The 22,512-nt window shown below is 65.7% G+C and carries 25 protein-coding genes and 1 other RNA gene; 12 read left to right on the plus strand and 14 right to left on the minus strand.

Annotation, left to right across the window (positions count from 1 at the left end):
- Nucleotides 1-2: 2 nt before the first annotated feature.
- The 9 genes from leuE to AC3WUF_RS07720 form a co-directional block, all read right to left on the minus strand.
- Entirely contained in the window at nt 3-650 is a 648-nt protein-coding gene (gene leuE / locus AC3WUF_RS07680) for a leucine efflux protein LeuE (RefSeq protein WP_492424139.1), read from the minus strand.
- 1 nt (nt 651) lies between these two features.
- On the minus strand, nt 652-1,788 hold the full coding sequence (carA, locus tag AC3WUF_RS07685) for a glutamine-hydrolyzing carbamoyl-phosphate synthase small subunit (RefSeq protein ID WP_492424141.1): 1,137 nt from the start codon (nt 1,786-1,788) through the stop codon (nt 652-654).
- A gap of 251 nt (nt 1,789-2,039) precedes the next feature.
- Nucleotides 2,040-3,110 carry a PA0069 family radical SAM protein gene (locus AC3WUF_RS07690; RefSeq protein ID WP_492424143.1) on the minus strand — a complete coding sequence of 357 codons (1,071 nt, stop codon included), beginning with the start codon at nt 3,108-3,110 and terminating at the stop codon, nt 2,040-2,042.
- A 7-nt stretch (nt 3,111-3,117) separates the two neighbouring features.
- Nucleotides 3,118-4,446: an amidohydrolase gene (locus AC3WUF_RS07695; RefSeq protein WP_492424145.1), complete on the minus strand. Its 1,329-nt coding sequence runs from the start codon at nt 4,444-4,446 to the stop codon at nt 3,118-3,120.
- 31 nt (nt 4,447-4,477) lie between these two features.
- The gene (locus AC3WUF_RS07700; protein WP_492424147.1) at nt 4,478-4,972 is read right to left on the minus strand and encodes a GNAT family N-acetyltransferase; all 495 of its coding nucleotides are present in this window, start codon (nt 4,970-4,972) and stop codon (nt 4,478-4,480) included.
- Complete coding sequence (gene dapB, locus AC3WUF_RS07705) at nt 4,969-5,781, minus strand: 4-hydroxy-tetrahydrodipicolinate reductase (protein WP_492424149.1); 813 nt, start codon at nt 5,779-5,781, stop codon at nt 4,969-4,971. Before dapB ends, AC3WUF_RS07700 begins: the two co-directional genes overlap by 4 nt.
- A 71-nt stretch (nt 5,782-5,852) precedes the next feature.
- Nucleotides 5,853-6,794 (minus strand): DegV family protein, encoded by a 942-nt coding sequence (locus tag AC3WUF_RS07710; protein ID WP_492424151.1) that lies wholly within the window; start codon nt 6,792-6,794, stop codon nt 5,853-5,855.
- 79 nt (nt 6,795-6,873) lie between these two features.
- Nucleotides 6,874-7,251 carry a MazG nucleotide pyrophosphohydrolase domain-containing protein gene (locus tag AC3WUF_RS07715; protein ID WP_492424153.1) on the minus strand — a complete coding sequence of 126 codons (378 nt, stop codon included), beginning with the start codon at nt 7,249-7,251 and terminating at the stop codon, nt 6,874-6,876.
- Nucleotides 7,244-7,870, minus strand: coding sequence for a CoA pyrophosphatase (locus AC3WUF_RS07720; protein WP_492424155.1), 627 nt, complete (start codon nt 7,868-7,870; stop codon nt 7,244-7,246). Before AC3WUF_RS07720 ends, AC3WUF_RS07715 begins: the two co-directional genes overlap by 8 nt.
- A gap of 134 nt (nt 7,871-8,004) precedes the next feature.
- Here AC3WUF_RS07720 and AC3WUF_RS07725 point away from each other — a divergent pair, with 134 nt between their 5' ends.
- The 6 genes from AC3WUF_RS07725 (at nt 8,005) to AC3WUF_RS07750 (ending at nt 10,828) form a co-directional block, all read left to right on the plus strand.
- On the plus strand, nt 8,005-8,463 hold the full coding sequence (locus tag AC3WUF_RS07725; protein WP_492424157.1) for a PaaI family thioesterase: 459 nt from the start codon (nt 8,005-8,007) through the stop codon (nt 8,461-8,463).
- Nucleotides 8,460-8,912: a PaaI family thioesterase gene (locus AC3WUF_RS07730; protein WP_492424159.1), complete on the plus strand. Its 453-nt coding sequence runs from the start codon at nt 8,460-8,462 to the stop codon at nt 8,910-8,912. The genes AC3WUF_RS07725 and AC3WUF_RS07730 overlap by 4 nt, the downstream gene beginning before the upstream one ends.
- Complete coding sequence (locus AC3WUF_RS07735; protein WP_492424161.1) at nt 8,909-9,190, plus strand: hypothetical protein; 282 nt, start codon at nt 8,909-8,911, stop codon at nt 9,188-9,190. The genes AC3WUF_RS07730 and AC3WUF_RS07735 overlap by 4 nt, the downstream gene beginning before the upstream one ends.
- Nucleotides 9,191-9,275: 85 nt before the next feature.
- Nucleotides 9,276-9,590, plus strand: coding sequence for an SCP2 sterol-binding domain-containing protein (locus tag AC3WUF_RS07740; protein ID WP_492424163.1), 315 nt, complete (start codon nt 9,276-9,278; stop codon nt 9,588-9,590).
- Between the two features lie 59 nt (nt 9,591-9,649).
- Nucleotides 9,650-10,312: a class I SAM-dependent methyltransferase gene (locus AC3WUF_RS07745; protein ID WP_492424165.1), complete on the plus strand. Its 663-nt coding sequence runs from the start codon at nt 9,650-9,652 to the stop codon at nt 10,310-10,312.
- A 12-nt stretch (nt 10,313-10,324) separates the two neighbouring features.
- On the plus strand, nt 10,325-10,828 hold the full coding sequence (locus AC3WUF_RS07750; RefSeq protein WP_492424167.1) for a SixA phosphatase family protein: 504 nt from the start codon (nt 10,325-10,327) through the stop codon (nt 10,826-10,828).
- On the opposite strand, the gene AC3WUF_RS07755 is transcribed toward AC3WUF_RS07750, so the two are convergent.
- Complete coding sequence (locus AC3WUF_RS07755) at nt 10,812-11,333, minus strand: gamma carbonic anhydrase family protein (protein WP_492424169.1); 522 nt, start codon at nt 11,331-11,333, stop codon at nt 10,812-10,814. The two genes, AC3WUF_RS07750 and AC3WUF_RS07755, sit on opposite strands and share 17 nt — an antisense overlap.
- On the opposite strand from AC3WUF_RS07755, the gene AC3WUF_RS07760 reads away from it, so the two are divergent.
- On the plus strand, nt 11,332-11,979 hold the full coding sequence (locus AC3WUF_RS07760) for an arylesterase (protein ID WP_492424171.1): 648 nt from the start codon (nt 11,332-11,334) through the stop codon (nt 11,977-11,979). The two genes, AC3WUF_RS07755 and AC3WUF_RS07760, sit on opposite strands and share 2 nt — an antisense overlap.
- 20 nt (nt 11,980-11,999) lie before the next feature.
- Here AC3WUF_RS07760 and AC3WUF_RS07765 read toward each other — a convergent pair whose 3' ends face one another.
- A complete protein-coding gene (locus AC3WUF_RS07765) occupies nt 12,000-12,488 on the minus strand; it encodes a DUF1249 domain-containing protein (RefSeq protein WP_492424173.1) in 489 nt (162 codons plus the stop codon).
- Between the two features lie 59 nt (nt 12,489-12,547).
- Between AC3WUF_RS07765 and AC3WUF_RS07770 the strand changes: the two genes are divergently transcribed.
- From AC3WUF_RS07770 to AC3WUF_RS07790, 5 genes are read left to right on the plus strand one after another with little or no spacing between them, the layout of a single operon-like run.
- Nucleotides 12,548-14,179 carry an alpha-D-glucose phosphate-specific phosphoglucomutase gene (locus tag AC3WUF_RS07770; protein ID WP_492424175.1) on the plus strand — a complete coding sequence of 544 codons (1,632 nt, stop codon included), beginning with the start codon at nt 12,548-12,550 and terminating at the stop codon, nt 14,177-14,179.
- Between the two features lie 13 nt (nt 14,180-14,192).
- A complete protein-coding gene (locus AC3WUF_RS07775) occupies nt 14,193-17,801 on the plus strand; it encodes a response regulator (protein WP_492424177.1) in 3,609 nt (1,202 codons plus the stop codon).
- Nucleotides 17,802-17,810: 9 nt separating this feature from the next.
- The gene (locus tag AC3WUF_RS07780; protein WP_492424179.1) at nt 17,811-18,656 is read left to right on the plus strand and encodes a CheR family methyltransferase; all 846 of its coding nucleotides are present in this window, start codon (nt 17,811-17,813) and stop codon (nt 18,654-18,656) included.
- Nucleotides 18,637-19,212 carry a chemotaxis protein CheB gene (locus AC3WUF_RS07785; protein WP_492424181.1) on the plus strand — a complete coding sequence of 192 codons (576 nt, stop codon included), beginning with the start codon at nt 18,637-18,639 and terminating at the stop codon, nt 19,210-19,212. The genes AC3WUF_RS07780 and AC3WUF_RS07785 overlap by 20 nt, the downstream gene beginning before the upstream one ends.
- Nucleotides 19,200-20,135, plus strand: a complete 936-nt coding sequence (locus AC3WUF_RS07790) for a response regulator (protein WP_492424183.1) — start codon at nt 19,200-19,202, stop codon at nt 20,133-20,135. The genes AC3WUF_RS07785 and AC3WUF_RS07790 overlap by 13 nt, the downstream gene beginning before the upstream one ends.
- A gap of 27 nt (nt 20,136-20,162) precedes the next feature.
- Here AC3WUF_RS07790 and AC3WUF_RS07795 read toward each other — a convergent pair whose 3' ends face one another.
- The 3 genes from AC3WUF_RS07795 to ffs all read right to left on the minus strand — a co-directional run bounded on the left by AC3WUF_RS07795 (nt 20,163) and on the right by ffs (nt 22,477).
- On the minus strand, nt 20,163-20,486 hold the full coding sequence (locus AC3WUF_RS07795; protein WP_492424185.1) for a YbaB/EbfC family nucleoid-associated protein: 324 nt from the start codon (nt 20,484-20,486) through the stop codon (nt 20,163-20,165).
- 37 nt (nt 20,487-20,523) lie between these two features.
- Nucleotides 20,524-22,140 (minus strand): DNA polymerase III subunit gamma/tau, encoded by a 1,617-nt coding sequence (dnaX, locus tag AC3WUF_RS07800; RefSeq protein WP_492424187.1) that lies wholly within the window; start codon nt 22,138-22,140, stop codon nt 20,524-20,526.
- Between the two features lie 240 nt (nt 22,141-22,380).
- An RNA gene (gene ffs, locus AC3WUF_RS07805) (signal recognition particle sRNA small type) lies at nt 22,381-22,477 on the minus strand.
- Between the last annotated feature and the right edge of the window lie 35 nt (nt 22,478-22,512).

Consider the following 22,512-nt stretch of genomic DNA (forward strand, 5'->3'; position numbering starts at 1 on the left):
AATCATCCCGCTGTGGCTGTTGCCAGCCTTGCACTGAAACTTAGAAACAGGGCACCGACTCCACCCGTGGCACCCGCCGCCAGACGGCGCCGCGCACGAAACGCGGCAGCCAGGCGGTGACCCACGAAGATCAGCGAACTCAGATACAGAAAACTGGCGATCTGCACGATCGCGCCCAGGATCGCGAACGACAGCGCCGGATAGGCGTAAGCCGGATCGACGAACTGAATGAAGAACGACACGAAGAACAGGATCGCCTTCGGATTCAGCAGGCTGATCGCCAGCGCCCGCGTGAACGGCCGCGCCGTGCCAGGGATCGGCTTCTCCGCCAGCACGATCTCGACATCGCGGCGCCAATCGGCCAGGGCCGCACGCAGCATGCCCACGCCCAGCCAGGCCAGATACGCGGCGCCGATGAACTTCACCACGCTGAACAGGCCCGGCTGGCTGCGCAGCAGCGAGGCCATGCCGACGGCGGTCAGCACCATCAGGACCAGATCACCGACAAACACGCCGCAGGCGGCGCGATAACCGGTCGCAACGCCCTGGCGGCTTGCGACGCTGAGCACGAACAGCGAATTCGGACCGGGCACCAGCACGACGATCACCACGCCGATGATGTACGTGGTGATGTCCGTGATACCGAACATCTCAGCCCCGGTCCGCCATCAGGCGGACAAACTTGTCGAACAGCGCGGCGACATCGTGCGGACCAGGGCTCGCCTCAGGGTGACCCTGGAAGCTGAAGGCCGGTGCATCGGTCAGGCGCAGACCCTGGTTGGAGCCGTCAAACAGCGAGCGATGCGTGACCTTGACGTTGGCCGGCAGCGTCGCTTCATCGACCGCGAAGCCGTGGTTCTGGCTGGTGATCATGACCATGCCGCTTTCCAGATCCTGGACCGGATGGTTGGCGCCGTGATGGCCGAACTTCATCTTCAGCGTCTTCGCGCCCGCGGCGAGGCCGAGGATCTGATGGCCGAGGCAGATACCGAACAGCGGCAGCTTCTTGGCGATGAACGTCCGCGACGCGGCAATCGCGTAATCGCAGGGTTCTGGATCGCCAGGCCCATTCGACAGCAGCACGCCGTCCGGCTTGAGCTTGAGCACGTCCGCGGCGCTGGTCTTGGCCGGCACGACGGTCACGCGGCAATCGCGATCGACCAGCATGCGCAGGATGTTGTACTTGACGCCGAAGTCGTAGACGACGACGTGGTGCTTGCCGTCCTTGCGCTCGGTCTCGCGATTGGTCTCCAGCGTCCAGGAGCCGCGCGTCCAGGCATGCGTCTTCTGCGTCGTCACGACCTGCGCGAGATCGAGGCCCTTGAGGCCGCCGAAAGCGCGCGCCGCGGCCAGCGCCTTGGCTTCGGAGATGCGACCGCCGGCGACGATGCAGCCGTTTTGCGCGCCGGTATCACGCAGGCGCCGCGTCAGGCGCCGCGTGTCGATGCCGGCAATCGCCACCGTCTTGTTGGCTTTGAGGTAGGCACGGAAGTCCTGCGTGCTGCGGAAATTGCTCGCCGCGCGCGGCACTTCGCGGATCACCAGACCGGCGATGTGTACCTGATCGGATTCCGCATCTTCGGGATTGGTGCCGACATTGCCGATGTGCGGGTAGGTCAGCGTGACGATCTGCTGGCGGTACGAGGGATCCGTGAGGATTTCCTGATAGCCGGTCATGGCGGTGTTGAAAACCACCTCGCCGACGGTCTGGCCATCGGCGCCAACGGATACACCCTTGAAAATTGAGCCGTCTGCGAGGACTAGCAGGGCCGGTTTGAGGTCTGGCATGGGTGTCTTTCTAATCCGGTATTTGCACACTATTGATCCGGTTCGAGCGGGATCAATCACAAGCTTTTAAGCAAACTCCAGCTCCGTTGTTCTGCCGAAATGGACGAAGTCCGCTCAGCAAAACGGGGGCTCGCGCCCCCGGTTCAGGATTAGCTGCGCATTATATTGGTGCGCTGCGCCATCGTCCACGAATATTTGTACATTTATTCACTGGAAACGCGCCTCAAACAGCTTGCATTTCGCGGAGAAAGCTAGAAATCCAGGCCCATCTGGTCGCCGGCACGCGGCGGCACCCGAAAATGTGCGGAACTGGTCACCGGCCGCTCGTTGGCATTCATGCCCAGGCGCTTGCAGGCGAGCTTGAAGCGTTGGCGCAAGACCTCGGCGTATTCGCCCCGCCCGCGCATGCGGCTGCCAAAGTTAGGGTCGTTGTCGCGGCCACCACGCATCTGCTGAACCAGGCTCATCACGTGCTCTGCCTTCAAGGGCAGATGGGTCTGGAGCCAGTCGCGGAACAGATCCTTGACCTCGTAGGGCAGACGCAGCGGCGTATAGCTCGCCTGGCGCGCGCCGGCCTCATGCGCCGCGGCAAGCACCGCTTCCATCTCGGCGTCGTTGACGAAGGGAATGGTTGGCGAGAAAAACACCATGGTCGGGATGCCGGCGTCGCTGACGGCGCGCATCGCGCGCAGTCGCGCCTGAGGTGAGGGGACGCGCGGCTCCAGCGTGCGTTTGAGTTCCGGCTTCAAGGTCACGATCGACATCGCGACATGGACAAGGTTGTCGCGCGCCAGATCCCTCAGCAGATCAATGTCGCGTTCAAGCAACGATGCCCCCTTCGTCACGATGCCGACCGGATGACGAAAGCGCACCATGACTTCCAGCAGACTGCGGGTGATCCGCAGGTCCTTTTCAATCGGCTGATACGGATCCGTGTTCGCACCCAGGGAAATCATCGACGGCTTGTAGCCGGGGTGGCGCAGCTCGGCCTCCAGCAGTTCCGCGGCGTTCGGCTTGTAGAACAGCCGGGTTTCGAAATCGAGTCCGGGCGACAGATCGAGATAGGCGTGGCTGGGGCGGGCAAAGCAGTAGATGCAGCCGTGCTCACACCCTCGATAGGGATTGATCGATTGATCGAACACCAGATCGGGGGATTCGTTGCGCGCGATGATCGTCCGCGCCTTGTCGACCTGAACTGTCGTCTTCAGGCGAGGCGGAATCTCGTCGTCGAGCAGCCACCCATCATCGACAGCAACGCGCCTGTCCTTGGCAAAGCGTCCTTCCGGGTTGATCCCGGCGCCGCGACCCTTGATGGCAGTCATCGCCGCCTCATGGCCTGGCTGCCGCGGCTCCGTTCAGGTAGTCCCAGGTCAGGCCGGTCAGCAGCTTCACGCCCGTCTCCAGAGCCGCTTCGTCCATCATGAACAACGGCGAATGGTTGGCCGCGAAGCCTGCGGCCGCGACCCCCGCGGTGCGGATGCCAACGAACAGGTAGAGGCCTGGAATCTGCTGCTGGAAGAACGAGAAATCTTCCGAGCCAAGGATCGGCTGGGCAACGAACAACTTGCTGCCGAAACGCTGCTGCAGCGACGGCAGCATCTGCTCCATCAGCTTCGGATCGTTGTAGGTCACCGGATAGGCGATGCGCTCGCTGATGATCACTTCGGCCTTCGCGCCCGAAGCCTCGGCGATGCTTTCCGCGGTGCGCTTGACGCGATCGTGCAGCTGCTGACGCATGTCCTTGTCGAGCGCGCGCAGCGTGCCGTGCATCTCGACCTTGTCCGGAATGATGTTGTCGCGCACGCCGCCGTCGATGCGGCCGATCGTGACGATCACCGGCGCCAGCGTCGTGTCCATCTGCCGGCTCGCAATCGTCTGCAGGCCCAGCACGATCTGGCTCGCGACGACGATCGGATCGATGCCCAGCCAGGGCGCGGCACCATGCGTCTGCTTGCCGGTGACGACGATGCGCATGTCGTCCGCGCTGGCCATGATGCCGCCCGAGCGATAGCCGACGGTGCCGACCTCGTAGCCGGACAGCAGGTGCATGCCGAAGATCACGTCCGGCTTCGGCGTCTTGCTCAGCACGCCTTCCTTGACCATCAGCGAGGCGCCGCCTTCCTCGCCCAAGGGCGGACTTTCCTCCGCCGGTTGAAAGATGAACTTGACCGTGCCCTGCAGTTCGGCACGCTGCGCGGCCAGCACCTCGGCAACCCCGAGCAGGACCGCCATATGGCCGTCGTGGCCGCAGGCATGCATCACGCCGACGTCCTGGCCATCGAACTTGGCGCGCACCTTGGAACGGAACGGCAGTTCGTTCTGCTCGGTGACCGGCAGCGCATCCATGTCGGCACGCAGCGCGACGACCGGCCCGGGCTTGGCGCCCTTGAGCAGCGCGACGACGCCGGTGTGGGCAATCCCGGTTTCGACCTCCAGGCCCAGCTTGCGCAACTGCTTCTCGAGGTACTTGGCCGTTTCGAACTCGCGGTTCGACAGTTCGGGATGCTCGTGCAGATAGCGGCGATGGGCGATGACCTTCGGCGCAACCTCGGCGACCGAGGCCGACAGCTCGGGCGCCGGCGCCGCCTGAGCACCGCCGAGAACCAGCATGGAGACCGCCATCCAAGCCATGCGTACCGCTTTGCGCCGTGCGTCCATGCCGATCTCCTCGTTGTGGTTCTTTATGTTGCTAACCGGTCTGACCTGCCTGAGCCGCGAGGCGATCCAGCGCTTCGCCGGTGACCCGGTTGATAGTCCATTCGTCCATCGATCGCGCGCCGAGGCTGCGATAGAAGCGGATCGCCGGTTCGTTCCAGTCGAGCACCGACCATTCGAGGCGGCCGCAGTCGCGCTGTTTGGCGATCTGCGCGACTTTCGCGAGCAGCGCCTTGCCGACACCCTGCCCGCGCAGCGCCGGCCGCACGAACAGGTCTTCGAGATAGATGCCCGGCTTGGCGAGGAAGGTCGAGTAGTTGTGGAAGAACAGGGCGAATCCGACGGCCGCCTCGCCCTGCCAGGCGATCAAGGCTTCAGCGTAAGGCCGCGCACCGAACAGGCTTTCACGCAGCGCCGTCTCGGTCGCACTGACCTCGTCGAGCAGTTTCTCGTATTCGGCCAGCGCGCGGATCAGTTCGAGGATCACCCCGACATCCTGCGGCCGCGCGGGGACGATGTTCGACGTCACAGCCCGAGCACGTCCCGCATGTCGTAGAGACCCGGCGCCTTGTCCTTGAGCCAGGCCGCGGCGCGCACCGCACCGCCGGCGAAATTCTGCCGGCTCGTCGCCTTGTGCGTGATCTCGATGCGCTCGCCGTTGCCGAGGAACATGACGGTGTGATCGCCGACGACATCGCCGCCGCGCACGGTCGCGAAACCGATGGCGCCCGCCGGGCGCGGACCGGTATTGCCTTCGCGCGCGTAGACCGCGACCTCGTCAAGATTGCGTCCGGCGCCCTTGGCAACCGCCTGGCCCATCGCCAGCGCAGTACCGGAGGGGGCGTCGACCTTGTGCTTGTGATGCGCCTCGACGATCTCGATGTCGAAGTCGTCGCCGAGCACGCGGGCGGCCTGCTCCAGCAGCTTGAGCGCGACGTTGACGCCGATGCTGTAGTTGGCCGCCAGGCAGACCGGGATGACGCGTGCGGCCTCGGCGATCTGCGCCTTCTGCTCCGCGGTGAAGCCGGTGGTGCCGATGACCATGCCCTTGCCGGCGGCGACACAGTGCGGCAACGCCGCGAGCGTGCCGTCGGGACGGGTGAAGTCGATCAGAACATCGAAGTGCTTGGTCGCGGCGGCGACATCGCTGCTGATCAACACGCCGCTGGCGTCGAGGCCGGCCAGCACGCTGGCGTCGCGACCCAGCAGCTCGGGCTGTCCGCTGCGCTCGAAAGCCGCGCCCAGGGCGAGCGGCGGAGTTGCCGTCGCGGCCGCCTGCATCACGGCGCGGCCCATGCGTCCGGCGGCACCGAGGATGGCAATTCGGGTCTGACTCATGGCTGCGTTCCGGCCCTGGCCGGCCTGGTGATCTGGAGGCCGCGTAGCTTAACGGATGTGCCCGCGGAGCCCTACAGGTTTGCCTCGTGCGGCTCCGATGCGAACGCGACGGCCAGCGCACCCTCGCCGACATTGACGCCGCCGGTCACGCTCATGACGCTCTCAGTGATTTCGACACCCAGGCGGCTGCAGACCAGGCGCAATTCGGCATAGCCCGGCAGCGCGCGCATGCGTGCCAGTTCGCCGCCGAAACACAGGGAGACGACCGGTGCGAGCAGGCCTTTCTCGACCCGCGCCGCGGTGAACGACATCAGCCGCGCAGCAGCGGCATCGAAGCCCTTGATCTTGGCGATCGGCCCGGTGTCGTTCTGGTAGGCACGCAGCACCGGCTTGATGTCGAGTGCAGTGCCCAGTGTCGCGCCGAGCCAGCCGACACTGCGATCGCCCTTGCTCTGGGCGCGTTCGCGCAGATATTTCAGATCGCGCGGAATCATGTAGCCGTAGGTATTCGGCACCAGCTGGTCGAGGCGTTCGCGAATCTGATTCGGATGCGCGCCGGCGTTGATCATGCGCACGGTCTCGTAGGCGGTGATCGCCTGGCCGGCGAACAGGTTCTGCGTATCGATGACGCGCAGCTTGAATGGCGTCGTGATGCCCGCACGCGCACGGATCGGCTTGTACTCGTTGAGGATCGCGAACGAGGCCTTGACGGCATTCTCGTGGATCAGGCTGCGCCGGCTGGCGATCGTCAGGCAAAACACGAAATCGAAATCGAGAACCAGCCGCTCGAGGACAAACGCGGTGATCTGCTCCGCGCTGAACGCGGATGTACCGGCGCCGGCCGAGCTGGCGCGATGATTCTTGTAGAAATCCAGGGCCACGGCCGGATCGCGCCGGTCGACCAGATCCTTGCCGTCGAGGTGAATCGTGATCGGCAGAATGCCGATCTTGTGCTCCTCGATGAAATCCGGCGGCAAGTCGCAACCCGAATCAACCACTAAACCAATACGCATCCCCGTCCCCCCGCTACACCCTCGCACACCAAGCTGACTGCGCACCGATCCTCGCGTCGGCATCACAAGCGCGCTGCTTTCATTTTCTCTCGAAACGCTTGGCCTCCAGCCAGCGCGCTTCCATCGCATCGAGTCGCAGCGGATCCCCCGGCGGCGGCAGTTCGGCAAGCCCCGCTGTCACATGCGCAAAGCGCCGGCTGAACTTCGCGTTGGCGCGATGCAGCGCCGCCACCGGCTCAACGCCGAGATGCCGCGCCAGATTGACGGCCATGAATAGCAGGTCACCCAACTCGTCTTCCGCCGCATCACGACTTTGCTTGGCCGCCTGCTGCAATTCAAGCGTTTCTTCGGCGAGCTTGTCCCACAGCTCGTCGAGGTGGCGCCAGTCGAAGCCCAGCACCGCCGCCTCGCGCTGCAGCCGCAGCGCCGTTTCCAGCGCGTCTGTCGCCTCAGGCATAGTGCTGGACCCGCTGGCAGAGGTTCCACAACATGCCGGCGGTCGCACCCCAGATCCGGTACTGGCCCCAGTTGAGCTCGAAGAACGGCACGTTGAGCCCCTCGCGCGTCAGGATCTTCTTTTCGTAGCTGGCCGGGTCGAGCACGAAACCGAGTGGCACTTCGAACGCCTCCGCGACTTCGTTGGCATCCACTTTCAGGGCCGGCGCGCCGTCAATGACCCCGACGACCGGCGTCACCATGTACTTGGTCAGCGTCGGATAGTCGTCGAGAAAGCCGACCACCTCGACCTGCATCGGGTCCAGGCCGATCTCTTCCTGCGCCTCGCGTAACGCCGTGCTCGTCGCGTCGAGATCGCCCGGATCTCGGCCGCCGCCGGGAAAGCTGATCTGACCCTTGTGCGAGCGCAGATGATCGGCGCGCACCGTCAGCAGCAGGTTCAGCGAATCCTTGCGGCGGATCACCGGGGCCAGAACGGCGGCCGGGCGCAGGCCCTGCAGCATCTTCGGCGTCAGCAGTTTTTCGACCTTGAACGGCAGTTCCAGGGCGCACAGCGGCCGCGGCGTCTGCAGGCTGGTTCCGGCCAGTGCGCCGCGCAGGCGCGCTTCCAGATCCGTCATGGCCGTTTCATTAGCCGCTTGAACTTCACTGCAGTCATTGTGATTACCGTCGCCCCTGCGTCGCCGATCCGAAGTGTAGCGGATGACCGGCCCCAATCCTCCTACAATCCATTCTCAACCAGACCTCCAGAGCCATGGCCGAACCCAGCTTTCTGTCGATGCTGCAAAGCTACTTTGTCAGCTATACCCGGCACGTCGCGCATTGCGGAATGACGATTACCGAGCTGACGCCCGACAGCGCCACCGTCGAGCTGCCGTTCCGCGAAGACTGGCTGGTCGATATCGAGCGCGGCCTGATTCATCCCGGCATCGTCACGACGCTGGTCGACTCCGCCTGCGGCGCCGCGGTGCTGGCGCGCATCGGCGGCCTCGAACCGATCGCGACGCTCGATCTGCGCATGGACTATCTGCGCGTCGGCCGCCGCGATCTGGCGGTGTATTGCCGCGCCGAATGCCATCGCCTGACACCGAGCATTGCGTTCGCCCGCGCCACCGTCTGGCAGGACGATCCGGCGCAACCGATCGCCCAGTCGCAGGGCGCGTTCATGCGCACCAAGCGTCCGGCCGGCGCCAAGACCGGAGCCTCGGTATGAGCCAGGCCCTGATCGCCGCCCGCACGCTCGCCCTGGAGACCGGCGAGTTCGATGCGCTGCTCGGTCTGCTGCCCTACGCGCGCTTTCTCGGCGTCAGCGTCGAGATGCATGAAGGCCAGCTCCGCTCGGTGCTCGCCCCCAGCGAACATCTGATCGGCAGCCCGCGCCTGCCCGCGCTGCACGGCGGCGTGACCGCGGGCTTCATGGAGAACGCCGCGCTGCTGCATCTGCTGCTGTTGCCGGACCTGATCCGCATCCCCAAGAGCATCGACTTCTCGCTCGACTACCTGCGGCCGGCGCGGCTGCAGACCAGTTATGCGCAATGCGAAGTCACCCGGGCCGGCGCGCGGGCGGCGCAGGTCCAGGTCCGTTGCTGGCAGTCCAGCGCCGGCGAGCCGATCGCGATCGGCCGCGGCCATTTCCTGCTGCTGTCCAGCAAGACGGAATGAGCGCTTACCGGGACTGGCTGAGCCTGCGCGAGATCGACGCTCGTTCCGGCAGCGTCAAAGGCACCGCCTTCCGCGCGTTCAAGCGCCTCGAAGCTGCATTGCAGGAGGGCCGCGACTACGTCGTGCTCGATCGCGAGCAGGCCGCACAAGCCATTGCCGAACTTAAGAATCAGCAGCGCGCCTATCAGAGTTCGGTGAATCTGCTGCTGCTGCATCCGGCGATCGCCGAGCGTCTCTGCAAGACGCTCGACAGCGGTCCCGCGGGCATCGGTAACTGACGTTTCCACTACGTCGTTTGCGGGTTGCCGCGCTGGCGGCCCATGGGTACGATGCGGCTCCTCTTATCCATTTTGGGAGTTGCACATGTCCGCCACCGAACTGCTCAGCAAGCTGCCGGCTGCTTTCAACGCCAGCGAAGCCTCGGGCACCAACTGCACCATCCAGTTCGTCTGCTCGACGCCGATGAATGCCGTGATCAAGGACGGCACCTGCGCCGTCAACGCCGGCCAGGCCGCCAGCCCGGATGTCACCATCACCATGGAAGACGCCGACCTGGTCGCGCTGATGAAGGGCGAACTTAACGGCATGACCGCGTTCATGACCGGCAAGCTGCAGATCGACGGCGATCTGATGCTCGCCCAGCGCATGGCGAGCTTCTTCGACGCCTCCAAGCTGTAAAGCGGTTGGCAGCTTCAGCCGAATCGACCCCGGGCAGCGATGCCCGGGGTTTTGTTTATGTGGTCGAGCCCGGCGCCGATGCGCTGCAGTTGCGCGCGGTGCACCGGCCCGATCTGGCGCCGCTGCAGCTCGACTGGAACGGCCCCGACGTACGCCGCCGCATCGCGGGCGGTCGGCAGCAACTGCTCGCCAAGGCGATCGGCCTGCACAAGAAGCGTGACCTCAGCGTGCTGGATGCCACTGCCGGCCTCGGCCGCGATGCCTGCACGCTCGCCGCGCTGGGCGCCAGCGTCACCCTCGTCGAGCGCCAGCCGCTGCTGAGTCAGCTGCTGCACGATGCCCTTGCGCGCTTGAACAACAGCGCTGAAGCACAGGCGACCGCGCAGCGCATGCAGATCGTCGACGGCGACGCCGCCACGGTACTCACCAGCGGCGCGCGCTGGGACGTCGTGCATTTCGACCCGATGTACCCGCACCGCAACAAGCAGGCCCTGCCGCAGAAGGAAATGCAGATGCTGCGCGAGTTGTGCGGCGCCGACGAAGATACCGACGCATTACTGGAACCCGCGCTCGCCGCCTGCCGCCTGCGCGTCGTCGTCAAACGCCCGAGCCATGCGCCGTTCCTGGCCGGCCGCAAACCGAACTTCCAGCTCAGCGGCACCCAGGCGCGTTACGACATCTATGTTCCGGCGCCGTCCCCGACGTCATCCGCGGCGTCGTAGAATCGGCACACGATGCGCCTGCTCACACTGGTTCGCCACGCCAAGTCTTCCTGGGATCAGCCCGGGCAGCGCGATTTCGATCGTCCGCTCAACGAGCGCGGCGTGCACGATGCGCCGCGGATGGCGGCTCACGTCAAGCGCATGGCCGGCACACCCGACCGCATCGTCAGCAGCCCGGCGGTACGGGCGCTGACGACGGCCAGGGTTTTTGCCGAAGTAATGGGCATCAAGCCCGATCAGCTGGTCGAGCAGAAGCGCATCTATGAGGCGTCGGCGAACACGCTGCTCGATCTCGTGCAGCACTTCGACGACGAGTGCCGCCACATCATGATGTTCGGCCACAACCCGGGCTTCAGCGAGTTTGCGCACCTGTTGGCGCCAGTGAGCTTCGACGACCTGTCGACCTGCTCCGCGGTGCAGATCGGCTTCGAGACCCAGCGATGGTCAGAGATCGACAAAGGCCGCGGCGTCCAACGCTTCTACGCCTACCCCAAGCAGTTCAAGCAACAGACTTGAAGCTCTTGCGGTAACGCTCGGCGTTCTGCACGTAATGCTGGGCCAGCACGCCGAGCATCTGAACTTCCGCGGCGCTGAGCTCGCGTACGACCTTGGCCGGCGAACCCATGATCAGCACGCCATCGGGAAACTGCTTGCCTTCGGTGACCAGCGAGCGAGCGCCGACCATGCTGTTGGCACCGATGCGCGCGTTGTTGAGCACCACCGAACCGATGCCGACGAGGCTGTTGTCGCCGATCTCGCAGCCGTGCAGCATCACCATGTGGCCGATCGTGCAGCCGCGGCCGACGCGCAGCTTGATGCCGGCATCCGTGTGCAGCACCGAGCCGTCCTGGATGTTGCTATCGTCGCCGATCAGCAGCTGGTCGGTATCGCCGCGCAGCACGCAGTTGAACCAGACGCTGGCCCGCTCGCCGAGCTCGACCGAGCCGATGACGCTGGCGCTGTCGGCAACCCAGGCGCTGGCGGCCAGTTGCGGCACGCGCTGTTCAAGTTGATAAAGCATGAGTGAGTCCGCGATGAAGATGACCCGCAGTGTGACGACAGCCCTGTTGCTGCTGCAAGTGCTGCTGGCCACCCTCCTGTCCGCTTGCGGCGGCTCGACGCCGAAGCTGGCCGCGCTGCCGGCCGATGCGTTGATCCTCGCCTTCGGCGACAGTCTGACCTTCGGCACCGGCGCGACGCGCGAGCAGGCCTACCCGGAACAGCTGGCGACGCTGATCCAGCGCGAAGTCATCAATGCCGGCATCCCGGGCGAAACCACGCCACAGGGCCTGGAACGGCTGTCGGACACGCTCGATGAGCACGAGCCGGCGCTGGTGATTCTGTGTCTCGGCGGCAATGACATGCTGCGCCAGATGGATCGCGCGGCGATGAAGGACAACCTCGCAAGCATGATTCGCGAAATCCGCGGCCGCGGCATTGCCGTCGTGCTGATGGGGGTTCCGGAACCCAAGCTGCTCGGCCTCAAGTCGGACCCCAGCTACGCCGCGCTGGCGCAGGAGTTCCAGCTGCCGCTGGAGGATTCGATCGTTGCCGAAGTGCTCGGCGAGCGCGATCTCAAGTCCGACCAGATTCACCCGAACGCGAAGGGCTACGCGCTGATGGCCGAAGCCCTGGCGAAGCTGCTCAAGAAGGCCGGCGCCGTCTAGCGGCTGTCGAAGAAACTTCCCTAGGCGACGGCTTCGTCGGCAGGCAGCCGCGGCCGCGCGGCCAGGCTGAAACCGTGACCGTGCTCGAGCAGATATTCGAGCCACTTGTTGAGCATGCTGTTGCGCCGCCACTGCTCCGACAGGAAGGCGTGCGCCTCCGGATCGGCATCGTCGGCGGCCAGCCACGGCGGCCGCTGGCTGCACTTCAGGGCCTCGGCGACCCGCGCGTCCAGATAGGCCCGCACCCACAGATCCGGCTGGCGGCGGGCACCGTCCTCGTCGGTGAACTCGTAGGTCAGGCGCAGGGTCACCGTGTAGCGATCGCGCTCGACCAGCTCCAGGTGCAGCGGGCAGTCGCTCTGGCTGCGCGAAACCGCGCGCTGGAACGGCGCGTCCAGTTCAGGCACCAGACGCTCGAGCAGGCGAAAATTGCGCTCATGCAGCTCCAGCAGATGCGCGATGCTTCGCGGCTTTCCGCAGCAGGGACAGAGATTCGTGGAGGCTTGCATCGTCCGACTATAAGATGGAGACCTGCGGGCCACAATGACAACGAGAAAAGGACATCAGCATGCCCATCCGTGAAAATACCACCAAGGCCTATCTCGACCAGAAGCCGGGTACTGCGGGCCTGCGCAAAAAAGTCGCAGTTTTCCAGCAACCGCACTATCTGGAGAATTTTCTGCAGTCGATCTACGACTGCGTTCCCGAGCTGCGCCAGCAGACGATCGTGATTGGGGGCGACGGCCGCTATTTCAATCGGGAGGCGATCCGTACCGCCATCGCGATGGCGGCCGCCAACGGCGTCAGCCGCGTCATCGTCGGCCAGGGCGGCCTGCTGTCGACGCCGGCCGCTTCGAATCTGATCCGCGAATCCGATGCGGCTGGCGGCTTCCTGTTCACCGCCAGCCACAATCCGGCCGGTCCGGATGGCGATTTCGGCATCAAGTTCAATATCCGCGGCGGCGGCCAGGCCGGCGAAGGCCTGACCGACCGCATCTACGCGCACAGCAAGACGATCGCCCGCTACCGGACGATCGAGGATGCCGACATCGATCTCGACCGCATCGGCGTGCAGCAGCTCGAAGGCCTGCGCATCGAGATCGTCGACTGCGTCGACAGCTACGCCGCGCTGATGCAGTCGCTGTTCGACTTCGACCGCATGCGCGACTGGCTCAAGCGCGGCAAGAGCCTGCGCTTCGACGCGATGCACGCCGTCACCGGCCCTTACGCGCGGCGCATTCTCGTCGAGCAACTCGGCGCACCGGACGCGGCGATCCTGCATGCGACGCCGCTGGAGGATTTCGGCGGCGGCCATCCCGACCCGAACCTCGTCTACGGCAAGCACCTGGCCGACATGGCCTTCGGCGAGAACGCGCCGGAACTGATCGCCGCGAGCGACGGCGACGGCGACCGCAACATGATTCTCGGCCGCGGCATCTTCATTTCGCCGGGCGATTCGCTGGCGATGCTCGCCGCCCATCTGCCGAAGCTGCCGGGCTACAAGACCGGCCTCGCCGGCATCGCCCGTTCGATGCCGACCTCGCGCGCCGCCGATCAGGTGGCGCGGGCGCTGCATGTGCCGCTGCACGAAACGCCGACCGGCTGGAAGTTCTTCTGCAACCTGCTCGACCATGGCCAGGCAACGATCTGCGGCGAAGAAAGCTTCGGCACCAGCTCTTCGCACACGCGCGAGAAGGATGGCCTCTGGGCAGTCCTCGCCTGGCTCAATGTGCTCGCCCTGAGCGGCAAATCGGTGCAGGAGATCGCCACCGAACACTGGCAGACCTACGGCCGTCACTACTACGCGCGTCACGATTACGATGGCCTGCCGGCACCGGCCGCGGAGGCGGTGATGCAGACCTTTGCCGGTGAACTGGCGAACCTGCCCGGCCAGACCCTCGGCGATTACAAGGTGACGCTCGCCGACGAGTTCAGCTACCACGACAAGCTCGATGGCAGCATCGCCACCGGCCAGGGCCTGCGCCTGGTCTGCGGCGAGCAGGCACGGATCATCCTGCGCCTATCCGGCACCGGCACCAGCGGCGCGACGCTGCGTGTCTACCTGGAACGCTACGAGCACGATCCCAGCGCGCTGGGCTGGCGCACCAACGAAGCGCTCGCGCCGCTGGCCGGTGTTGCCGAACGCGTCGCCCGCATCGCCGAACTGACCGGGCGCCGCGCGCCCACGCTGATCACCTGATTCACTTCCATCCATGAGCGAAAAACTGTGGCGCTCCACCTGGCTCAACGACCTGAAGCTGCGCTTCAAGTCGGCCCTGGCGATCGGTGGCCTTGCTTCGCTGTTCGGCATCACCGGCCTCGCCTTCCTGCTCACGCAACGCGAGATGGTCGACGCGCGGCGCTGGACCGAACACACCGACGATGTCGTCACCCGCGTCCACGAACTGCAGGTCATGGTGCTGCGCCAACAGATGGACGTGCGCAGCTTCCTGCTGACCCGCGAGTCCACCTATCTCAACGACTATGCACGTGATGCCGCCAAGGTCGACACATCGCTCAATGGCCTGATCGAGCTGACCGGCGACAACGCCGAGCAACAGATCCGCCTGAAGAAGCTCGGCCCATCCATCGAGCAGTGGCGCGAGAGCTTCGGCTTCGCATCGAGCCGCACCGCGGGGCCGCAGCTTCCGCTGCCGGCCCAGGCGACGCCGGAGCTGATCGAATCGACGAACAAGCAGATGGAGGGCATTCTCAATACGACAGAAGATGTGCTGGCGGTCGAACTGACGCTGCTTAAGACACGCAGCGAGCGGCTCGACGACAGCCTCAGCCGGATCAAGATCCTGACGATCGCGATGCTGCTGTCCGCCCTCGCGCTGGTGATCCTGCTGCTGCGCGGCATCACGCTGACGCTGGCGGCGCCGCTCGCCGAAATCACGCGGCTGATCGATCGCCTGACGGCCGGCGATCTGCGACTCGAAGTCCCGCGTGCCACGCGCCGCGACGAGATCGGCTCGATCATGCGCGCGCTGGAGGGCTTCCGGCAGACGGCACGCGAGGTCCAGCACCGCGAATGGGTGAAGTCGCACGCCTCCGCAGTCGCGGAACTGCTGTCGCGACAGTCCGAGTTCGCCGGCTTCTCCAGTGCGCTGCTCAACTATCTCGCGCCGGTGCTCGGCGCGGGTCATGCCGCGCTGTTTCGCAGCGATCCCGACGGCATGGCGCCGCTGCTCGTCGGCGGTTACGGCCTGCGCGCGCGAAGCGTCGATGCGCGCAACGGCTTCGAAGGCCTGGTCAGGCAATGCCTGCGCATCGGCCAGGCGATCGAGCTGAATCCGTTGCCGGAAGATTACGTCCACATCAGCAGCGGCACCGGCGAAGCCCGCGCGGCGGCGCTGTACCTGTGGCCGCTGCGCGGCACCAGCGACGCCGCCGGCGCGATCGAGTTCGCCACGTTCAAGCCGCTCGGCACCGAGGAACGCGATCTGATTGCCGCGATCCTGCCGGCGATCGGCCTGTCGCTCGAAGCCCTGGGCCACGCGATCCGCACGGCGGAGCTGCTCGAGGAAACCCGCGTGCAGCAGGAGGAACTGCTGGCATCGGAAGAATCGTTGCGCGTGCAGCAGGAAGAGCTGCGCACCACCAACGAATCGATCAGCGCCAAGAACCAGGAGCTCGAGGAACAGAGCTCGCGGCTGCGGGCGTCGGAGGAGGAACTGCGCGTCCAGGCCGAGGAGCTGCGCAACACCTACGACGCGATGGCCGAGAAGAGCCAGGCGCTGGACGACCGCAACCGGCGCCTGATGCAGATCCAGACCGAGCTCGAACAGAAGAACCGCGACATCGGCCAGGCCAGCACCTACAAGTCGGAGTTCCTCGCCAACATGTCGCACGAGCTGCGCACGCCGCTCAACAGCGTGCTGATCCTGGCCAAGGATCTCAGCGAGAACGTGACGGGGAATCTGAACAGCGAGCAGGTCGAGTCCGCGCAGATCATCCACGACAGCGGCCACAACCTGCTGAACCTGATCAACGACATCCTCGACCTGTCGAAGATCGAGGCCGGTCGCATGGACGTCCACTGGGAGCCGGTCCAGCTGGCCGACGTGCTGTCCAGCGTCGAGCGCAGCTTCCGCGCCGTCGCCCGCGACCGCAGCCTCGCGCTGGACGTGCGGTTCGATCCCGGCGTACCGCAGAACATCCGCTCGGATGCGAGCAAGATCGGCCAGATCCTCAACAACCTGGTCGGCAACGCGCTCAAGTTCACGCATGCCGGCGGCGTGACGATCCAGCTGTCCGCGGCGGCCGCCAACGACAGCGGGCACGTGATGGTCGCCTTGAGCGTCAGCGACACCGGCATCGGCATCGCCGCCGACAAGCTGCAGCGCCTGTTCAAGGCTTTCGAGCAGGGCGACGGCACGATCAGCCGGCGTTACGGCGGCACCGGCCTGGGGCTGTCGATCTCGCTCGCGCTGGCGCGCATCCTCGGCGGCGATATCCAGGTCAGCAGCGCACCCGGCGAAGGCTCGCGCTTCACGCTGTTGCTGCCGACCGAAATACGCAGCGAGGCCGTCAAGCCGGCGGTCGCCAAAGCTGCCGAAACCTCAGCGGCGTTGGCTGCGCCGGCACCGGTCGTGGCCAGCGAAAACCCAGCGCCAGTTGCACGCATCGTGCCGGACGACGACCGCGCCAGCATCGGCAAGGGCGACACCGTGATGCTGGTGATCGAGGACGATCCGGTGTTCTCGCGCATCCTCGCCGACATGGCGCGGCAGAAGGGCTACCGCATCCTGCGCGCGATCGACGGCGAATCCGGACTCGCGCTGGCGCTGCAGTTCCGGCCCTCGGGCATCCTGCTCGACGTCGGCCTGCCCGGCATGGACGGTTGGGCCGTCCTCGAAAGGCTCAAGTCGCAGGCGGCGACGCGCAACATCCCCGTGCATTTCATCAGCGCGTCGGACGACAGCGAGCGCGGTCTCGCGCTCGGCGCCGTCGGCTTCCTGACCAAGCCGGCGACGCGCGGCGCGCTTGAGACCGTCTTCGATCAGGTGCTGGGTGCAGCGGACTCGCGGCAGCGCCGCATCCTGGTCGTCGACGACGATCCGATCGCGCGTCATGCGATCGTCAAGCTGCTGGCCGAAACGCAGGCCGAAGTCGTCGAGGCGGACACACAGTCCGCGGCGCTGCTCGCGCTCGGGTCGCAGTCCTTCGACTGCATCGTGCTCGACCTGCTGCTGCCGGATGGCAACGGCCTGGAACTGCTCGACAAGCTGTCGCGGTCCGGATCGGTACCGCCGGTCGTCGTTCATTCGGCGCGGGATCTGTCGCACGACGAACTGCTCAAGCTGCGCGAGTACACCGACAGCATCGTCATCAAGGGCACGCAGGCGCCGGGCCGCCTGATGGATGAGGTGTCGCTGTTCCTGCACGCGGTGCGCAAGCCCGGCCTTGCCGAGAAGCCGACTGCCGAACGGCCGGCGGACTTCACCGGCCGCCACGTGCTCGTCGTCGACGACGACATGCGCAATGTCTTCGCGCTGTCCAAGGCGCTGCGCTCGCAGGGCCTCAATGTCATTGTCGCGCAGGACGGCCAGAAGGCCATCGAACAGCTTGCCGAGAATCCGCAGACGGACTGGGTGCTGATGGACATCATGATGCCGGTGATGGACGGCTACACCGCGATGCGCAAGATCCGCGAGCGGCCGGAATGGGCGCAGCTTCCGGTCATTGCACTGACTGCCAAGGCGATGAAGGGCGACCGCGAGGCCTGCCTGCAGGCCGGTGCGAACGACTACCTGACCAAGCCCATCGACATGACCAAGCTGCTGTCGATGATGCGCGCCTGGACCCGCCCGCGCTGAGCGCGCCCCATGCAGCCGCCCGACACGGAAATGGCCCAGCTGGTCGACGTGCTGAAGACGCGGCATGGCTACGACTTTTCCGAGTACGCGCCGGCTTCCCTGCGGCGGCGGGCAATCAGCCTGGTCACCCATCTCGGCCTGCCCGACCTCGCCGCGCTGAGCGAACGGATCAGCAACGACGCCGAGCTGATCGACGAAGTCATCGGCCGCCTGTCGGTTCCGGTATCGGAATTCTTCCGCGATCCCGAAGTCTTCGCGACGCTGCGCAGCGAGGTGCTGCCGGTACTGTCGAGCTACCCGCGCATCAACATCTGGCAGGCCGGCTGCGCGCATGGCGAAGAGGTGTATTCGCTGGCGATCCTGCTGACCGAAGCCGGGCTGTACGAGCGCTCGCGCATCTACGCAACCGACATCAGCGAGAAGGCGCTCGCCGCTGCGCGCGAGGGCATCTATCCGGCGCGCGAACTCAACCACTACGCCAGCGGCTATCTCAAGTCCGGCGGCAGCGCCACGCTGTCCGACTACTTCCACGCGCGCTACGGACATATCAAGCTCGACGACGAGCTCAAGCGCAACGTCGTCTTCGCCCAGCACAACCTGGTTTCCGATGCGGCTTTCTGCGAGGCGCAGCTGGTGCTGTGTCGCAATGTGCTGATCTATTTCCAGCCCGCGCTGCAACAACGCGCGATCCATGTGTTCGGCGACGCGCTGGTGCGTGGTGGCTATCTTTGCCTGGGCACCAAGGAATCGATGCTGCGCAACACGGCCTCCGCGCGTTTCGAACTCCTCAACCGTCCGGCTTCGCTGTATCGCCGCAGGCTCGATGCGCGTTCCTATGGCCCGCCAGCGACCTGAGCTGATCGCGATCGGCGCATCGGCCGGCGGCGTGACCGCGCTGTCGGTGTTGCTCGGCGGTCTGTCGAGACATCTGGAAACACCCATCGTCATTGTGCTGCACACCCAGGGCCAAGACATGCAACCGATGCTGAGCATTCTCGGCAAGCGCAGCGGCCGCAACATCGTCGAGGCGACACCTGGCCTGGCCATCGAGCGCGGCAAGACCTATCTGGCGCCGGGCGGTTACCATGTCCTCGTCGAGCGCGATGGCAGCCTGTCGCTGTCGGTCGACGAGCGGGTCTGCCACGCCAGGCCGTCCATTGACGTCCTGTTCGAGTCAGTGGCGGACGCCTATGCAAGCGCGGCGGTCGGCGTGGTGCTGACCGGCTCGAATGCGGATGGCGCCAGCGGCCTGGCGCAGATCCGTGCAGTCGGCGGCCTGGCGCTGATCCAGGACCCCGCGAGCGCCGAATATCCGGCGATGCCGCAAGCCGCACTTGCAAAGGCCGGCGCGGACCGCGTCCTGCCTCTCGATCAACTTGCTGAAGAACTGAACACGCTATGCATGCTCTGAACTCCGACATCGAAATCCCGCGCGGCAAGGTGCTGGTCGTCGACGATACGCCGGCCAACCTGGTGGCGATGCGCCGGCTGCTGGGACGGATGGACTGCACCATCGTCGAGGCCGACTCGGGCAATGCCGCGCTAGCGGCCTGCCTGGACCAGGAGTTCGCCCTGATCCTGCTCGATGTACAGATGCCGGACATGGACGGTTTCGAGGTCGCCAGCCTGCTGTCCGGCGAGCCGCAGACGCGCGATGTGCCGATCATCTTCGTCACGGCCGCATTCAACAGCGACCGCAATCGCATCCAGGGCTATGAAGTCGGCGCCGTCGACTACATCGCGAAGCCGATCGACGAATTCATCCTGCTCTCTAAGGTCAAGGTCTTCCTCGAGCTGTATCGCAGCCGTCACGCGCTGCGCGCGGCGGAGGCGCGTGCGCGTCATCAGGCGACGCACGACATGCTGACCGGGCTCGCCAATCGCCTGCTGTTCAACGATCGCCTCGAGCAGGGCCTTGCGCGCGCCCGGCGCGAAGGCACGCTGGTGGCGCTGATCTATATCGACATCGATCACTTCAAGCCGGTCAATGATCGCCACGGCCATCAGGCCGGCGACGCGCTGCTCAAGGCGATCGCGCAGCGCATGCTGCCCTTGTTCCGTGCCAGCGACACCGTCGCCAGGCTCGGCGGCGATGAGTTCGCGGTGATCCTCGACGGCTTCGACCAGCGCGCGGATATCGATACGCGCTGCGCGCAATTGCTCGCTGAACTGACGCGCCCGTTCACGCTGCAGCTGACGACGAGCATCGAAGCCCAGATCGGCGCCAGCCTCGGCGTTGCGGTGTTCCCGGATGATGCGACGGAGGCCGAAGCACTGATCCGTCAGGCCGATGCTCGCATGTACAGCACCAAGCTCAGCCGCAAGAGCGGCTGAGCGCGGCCATCCGCCGGAGTATCCGCCTTACAGGCCGAGATTCATGCCGGGCGGCAATTGCATGCCGGCCGTGGCCTTGGCCATGCGCGTGCGCGTTTCCTCTTCGACTTTCTGCGCCGCGTCGTTGATCGCGGCAGCGATCAAATCTTCGAGAAATTCCTTGTCTTCCTGCATCGCCTCGGCTGCGATGCTGACCTTGCGTGCCTGATGGCTGCCGGTTAGCGTGACCTTGACCATGCCGGCGCCGGATTCGCCGGTGACTTCCAGCTGCGCGATCTCGTTCTGCGCACGCTTGATGTTCTCCTGCATCTGCTGGGCCTGACGCATCATCTGGCCGATTGCACCTTTCATCGCTGCTCCTCGATTCGTCGAATGTGTGGAATGTCGATCAGCTGTCGAGCGGGTGGATCGAACCCGGCCGCACCCGCGCACCGAAGTGCTCGCGGAACGCGCGCACGACCGGATCGGCATTGATCGACGCCTCGGCATTGCGCTGACGATCGATCTCATGCTGCTCCGACAAGCGCGCCGGCGAAGCGAGCGTCGCTTCCTCGGCCACTTCGATCTGCAGCTGCACGGGCTCGGCCAGCTGCAGCGACAGCGCCTGCTCCAGGGCCACGCGGCGTTCTTCCATCAACAGGTGTTTCGCCTTCGGGTCCAGCGTCAGCAACACGCGATTGCCGTCGCGACCGCCCCAGGCGCAATGGCGCGCCAGCTGTCTGACAAAGGCCTCGATCTGCAACACGGCAACGCGCTGCGGCCAGGATGCGTCTGCCGGCAGCGCGGGCTGCGGCTTTGCGATCGGCGCGGGCGCGGCAGCTGCCTCCGATGTCGCGCTCGCACTTGCACTCGCACCGGAGACTGACGGTGCGCCTCGCCCTGCGGCACCGCCGCCCGCGGCCGGCGCCGCGGCGCCGGAATCCGCCGCTGGCTGGAATGCCAGCATGCGCAACAGCGTCATCTCGAAACCCAAGCGTGGGTCGGGCGCCCACGGCAGATCGCGTCGACCGTTGACCGCGATCTGATAGCAGAGCTGGACGTCTTCCGGCGTGTAGCCGGTCTTCAGCGCAACCAGTTCCGCATCGTCCTCGTCGGTCTGCGCGTTCGGCAGCATCTGCAGGATCGCGAGGCGCTGCAAAGCGGTCGCCAGTTCGGCAAGCAGCGCCGCGTAGTCCGGCGCCTGCGCCTCCAGGCGCTGCAGGCAGGCCAGCAAGGCATCGCCGTTGCGCTGCGCCAACGCCTGCAAGATCTCGAACAGCGCGTGGCGGCCGCCGGTGCCGAGCATCGTCTCGACCGCCTCGCGCTGCAGACCCGTGCCGCCGGAGAACGCGATCGCCTGATCGACGAGCGACAGCGCATCGCGCATCGAGCCATCGGCGCCTCGCGCGATCTCCGTCACCGCACCCGCCTCGTAGCTCACCGCTTCGGCGTCGAGCACCTTGTTGATCTGGTCGCGCAGCACCGATATCGGCAGGCGCTTGAGATTGAACTGCAGGCAGCGCGACAGCACCGTCGCCAGCAGCTTCTGCGGGTCGGTCGTCGCCAGAATGAACTTCACATGCGGCGGCGGCTCCTCGAGCGTCTTCAGCAGCGCGTTGAACGCACTCTTCGACAGCATGTGGACTTCGTCGATCAGATAGACCTTGTAGCGCCCGCGTGCCGGCGAATACTGCGCGTTCTCGATCACCTGCCGCACATCGTCGACACCGGTATTGCTCGCGGCGTCAATCTCCAGCAGATCGACAAAGCGCCCCTGGTCCACCTCGTTGCAGGCCGAGCACTGACCGCAGGGATTCGCGCTGACACCCGTCTCGCAGTTCAAACACTTCGCGATGATGCGTGCCAGCGTGGTCTTGCCGACGCCGCGCGTGCCGGTCAGCAGGATCGCCGGATGCAGGCGATCGCCGTTGAGCGCATGCGACAAGGCCTTGACCACATGGTCCTGGCCCATCACGTCTTCAAAGCGACGCGGACGATACTTGCGTGCGAGGGCGAGATAGCTCATGGGCTGAGTCGATGCAGGAAATGAGCGGGGATTGTCGCGGATTGAGTCCAGCCTAGCCAGCGTTGCAGTCACGCGCTGGTACGCACTTTTGGCGTTGTGGCGCGTCGGCGAGCGCCGGCAGGTCGCGCGACGCCGGAGCGCAGCAAGCGGAGTTGCCTCCAGGCAATGAGCATCGCGAGCACCGCCGACGCGCGAGATGCCAAGCGCAGCAGCGCCACAACGCCAAAAGGAGGGTGGCGGCCCGTACCAGCTGACTCCGGCACCCAGCGTCACCGCTGCCGTTGCTCCCTTCCGGGCCTGGCGGGATTCACGGTTTGCTGTCGCGGAGGGCCGGCACGGGCCACCATAGACTCGACGGCCGGATCGATGCTG

It is taken from the genome of Fontimonas sp. FW305-C-3 (assembly GCF_058783185.1).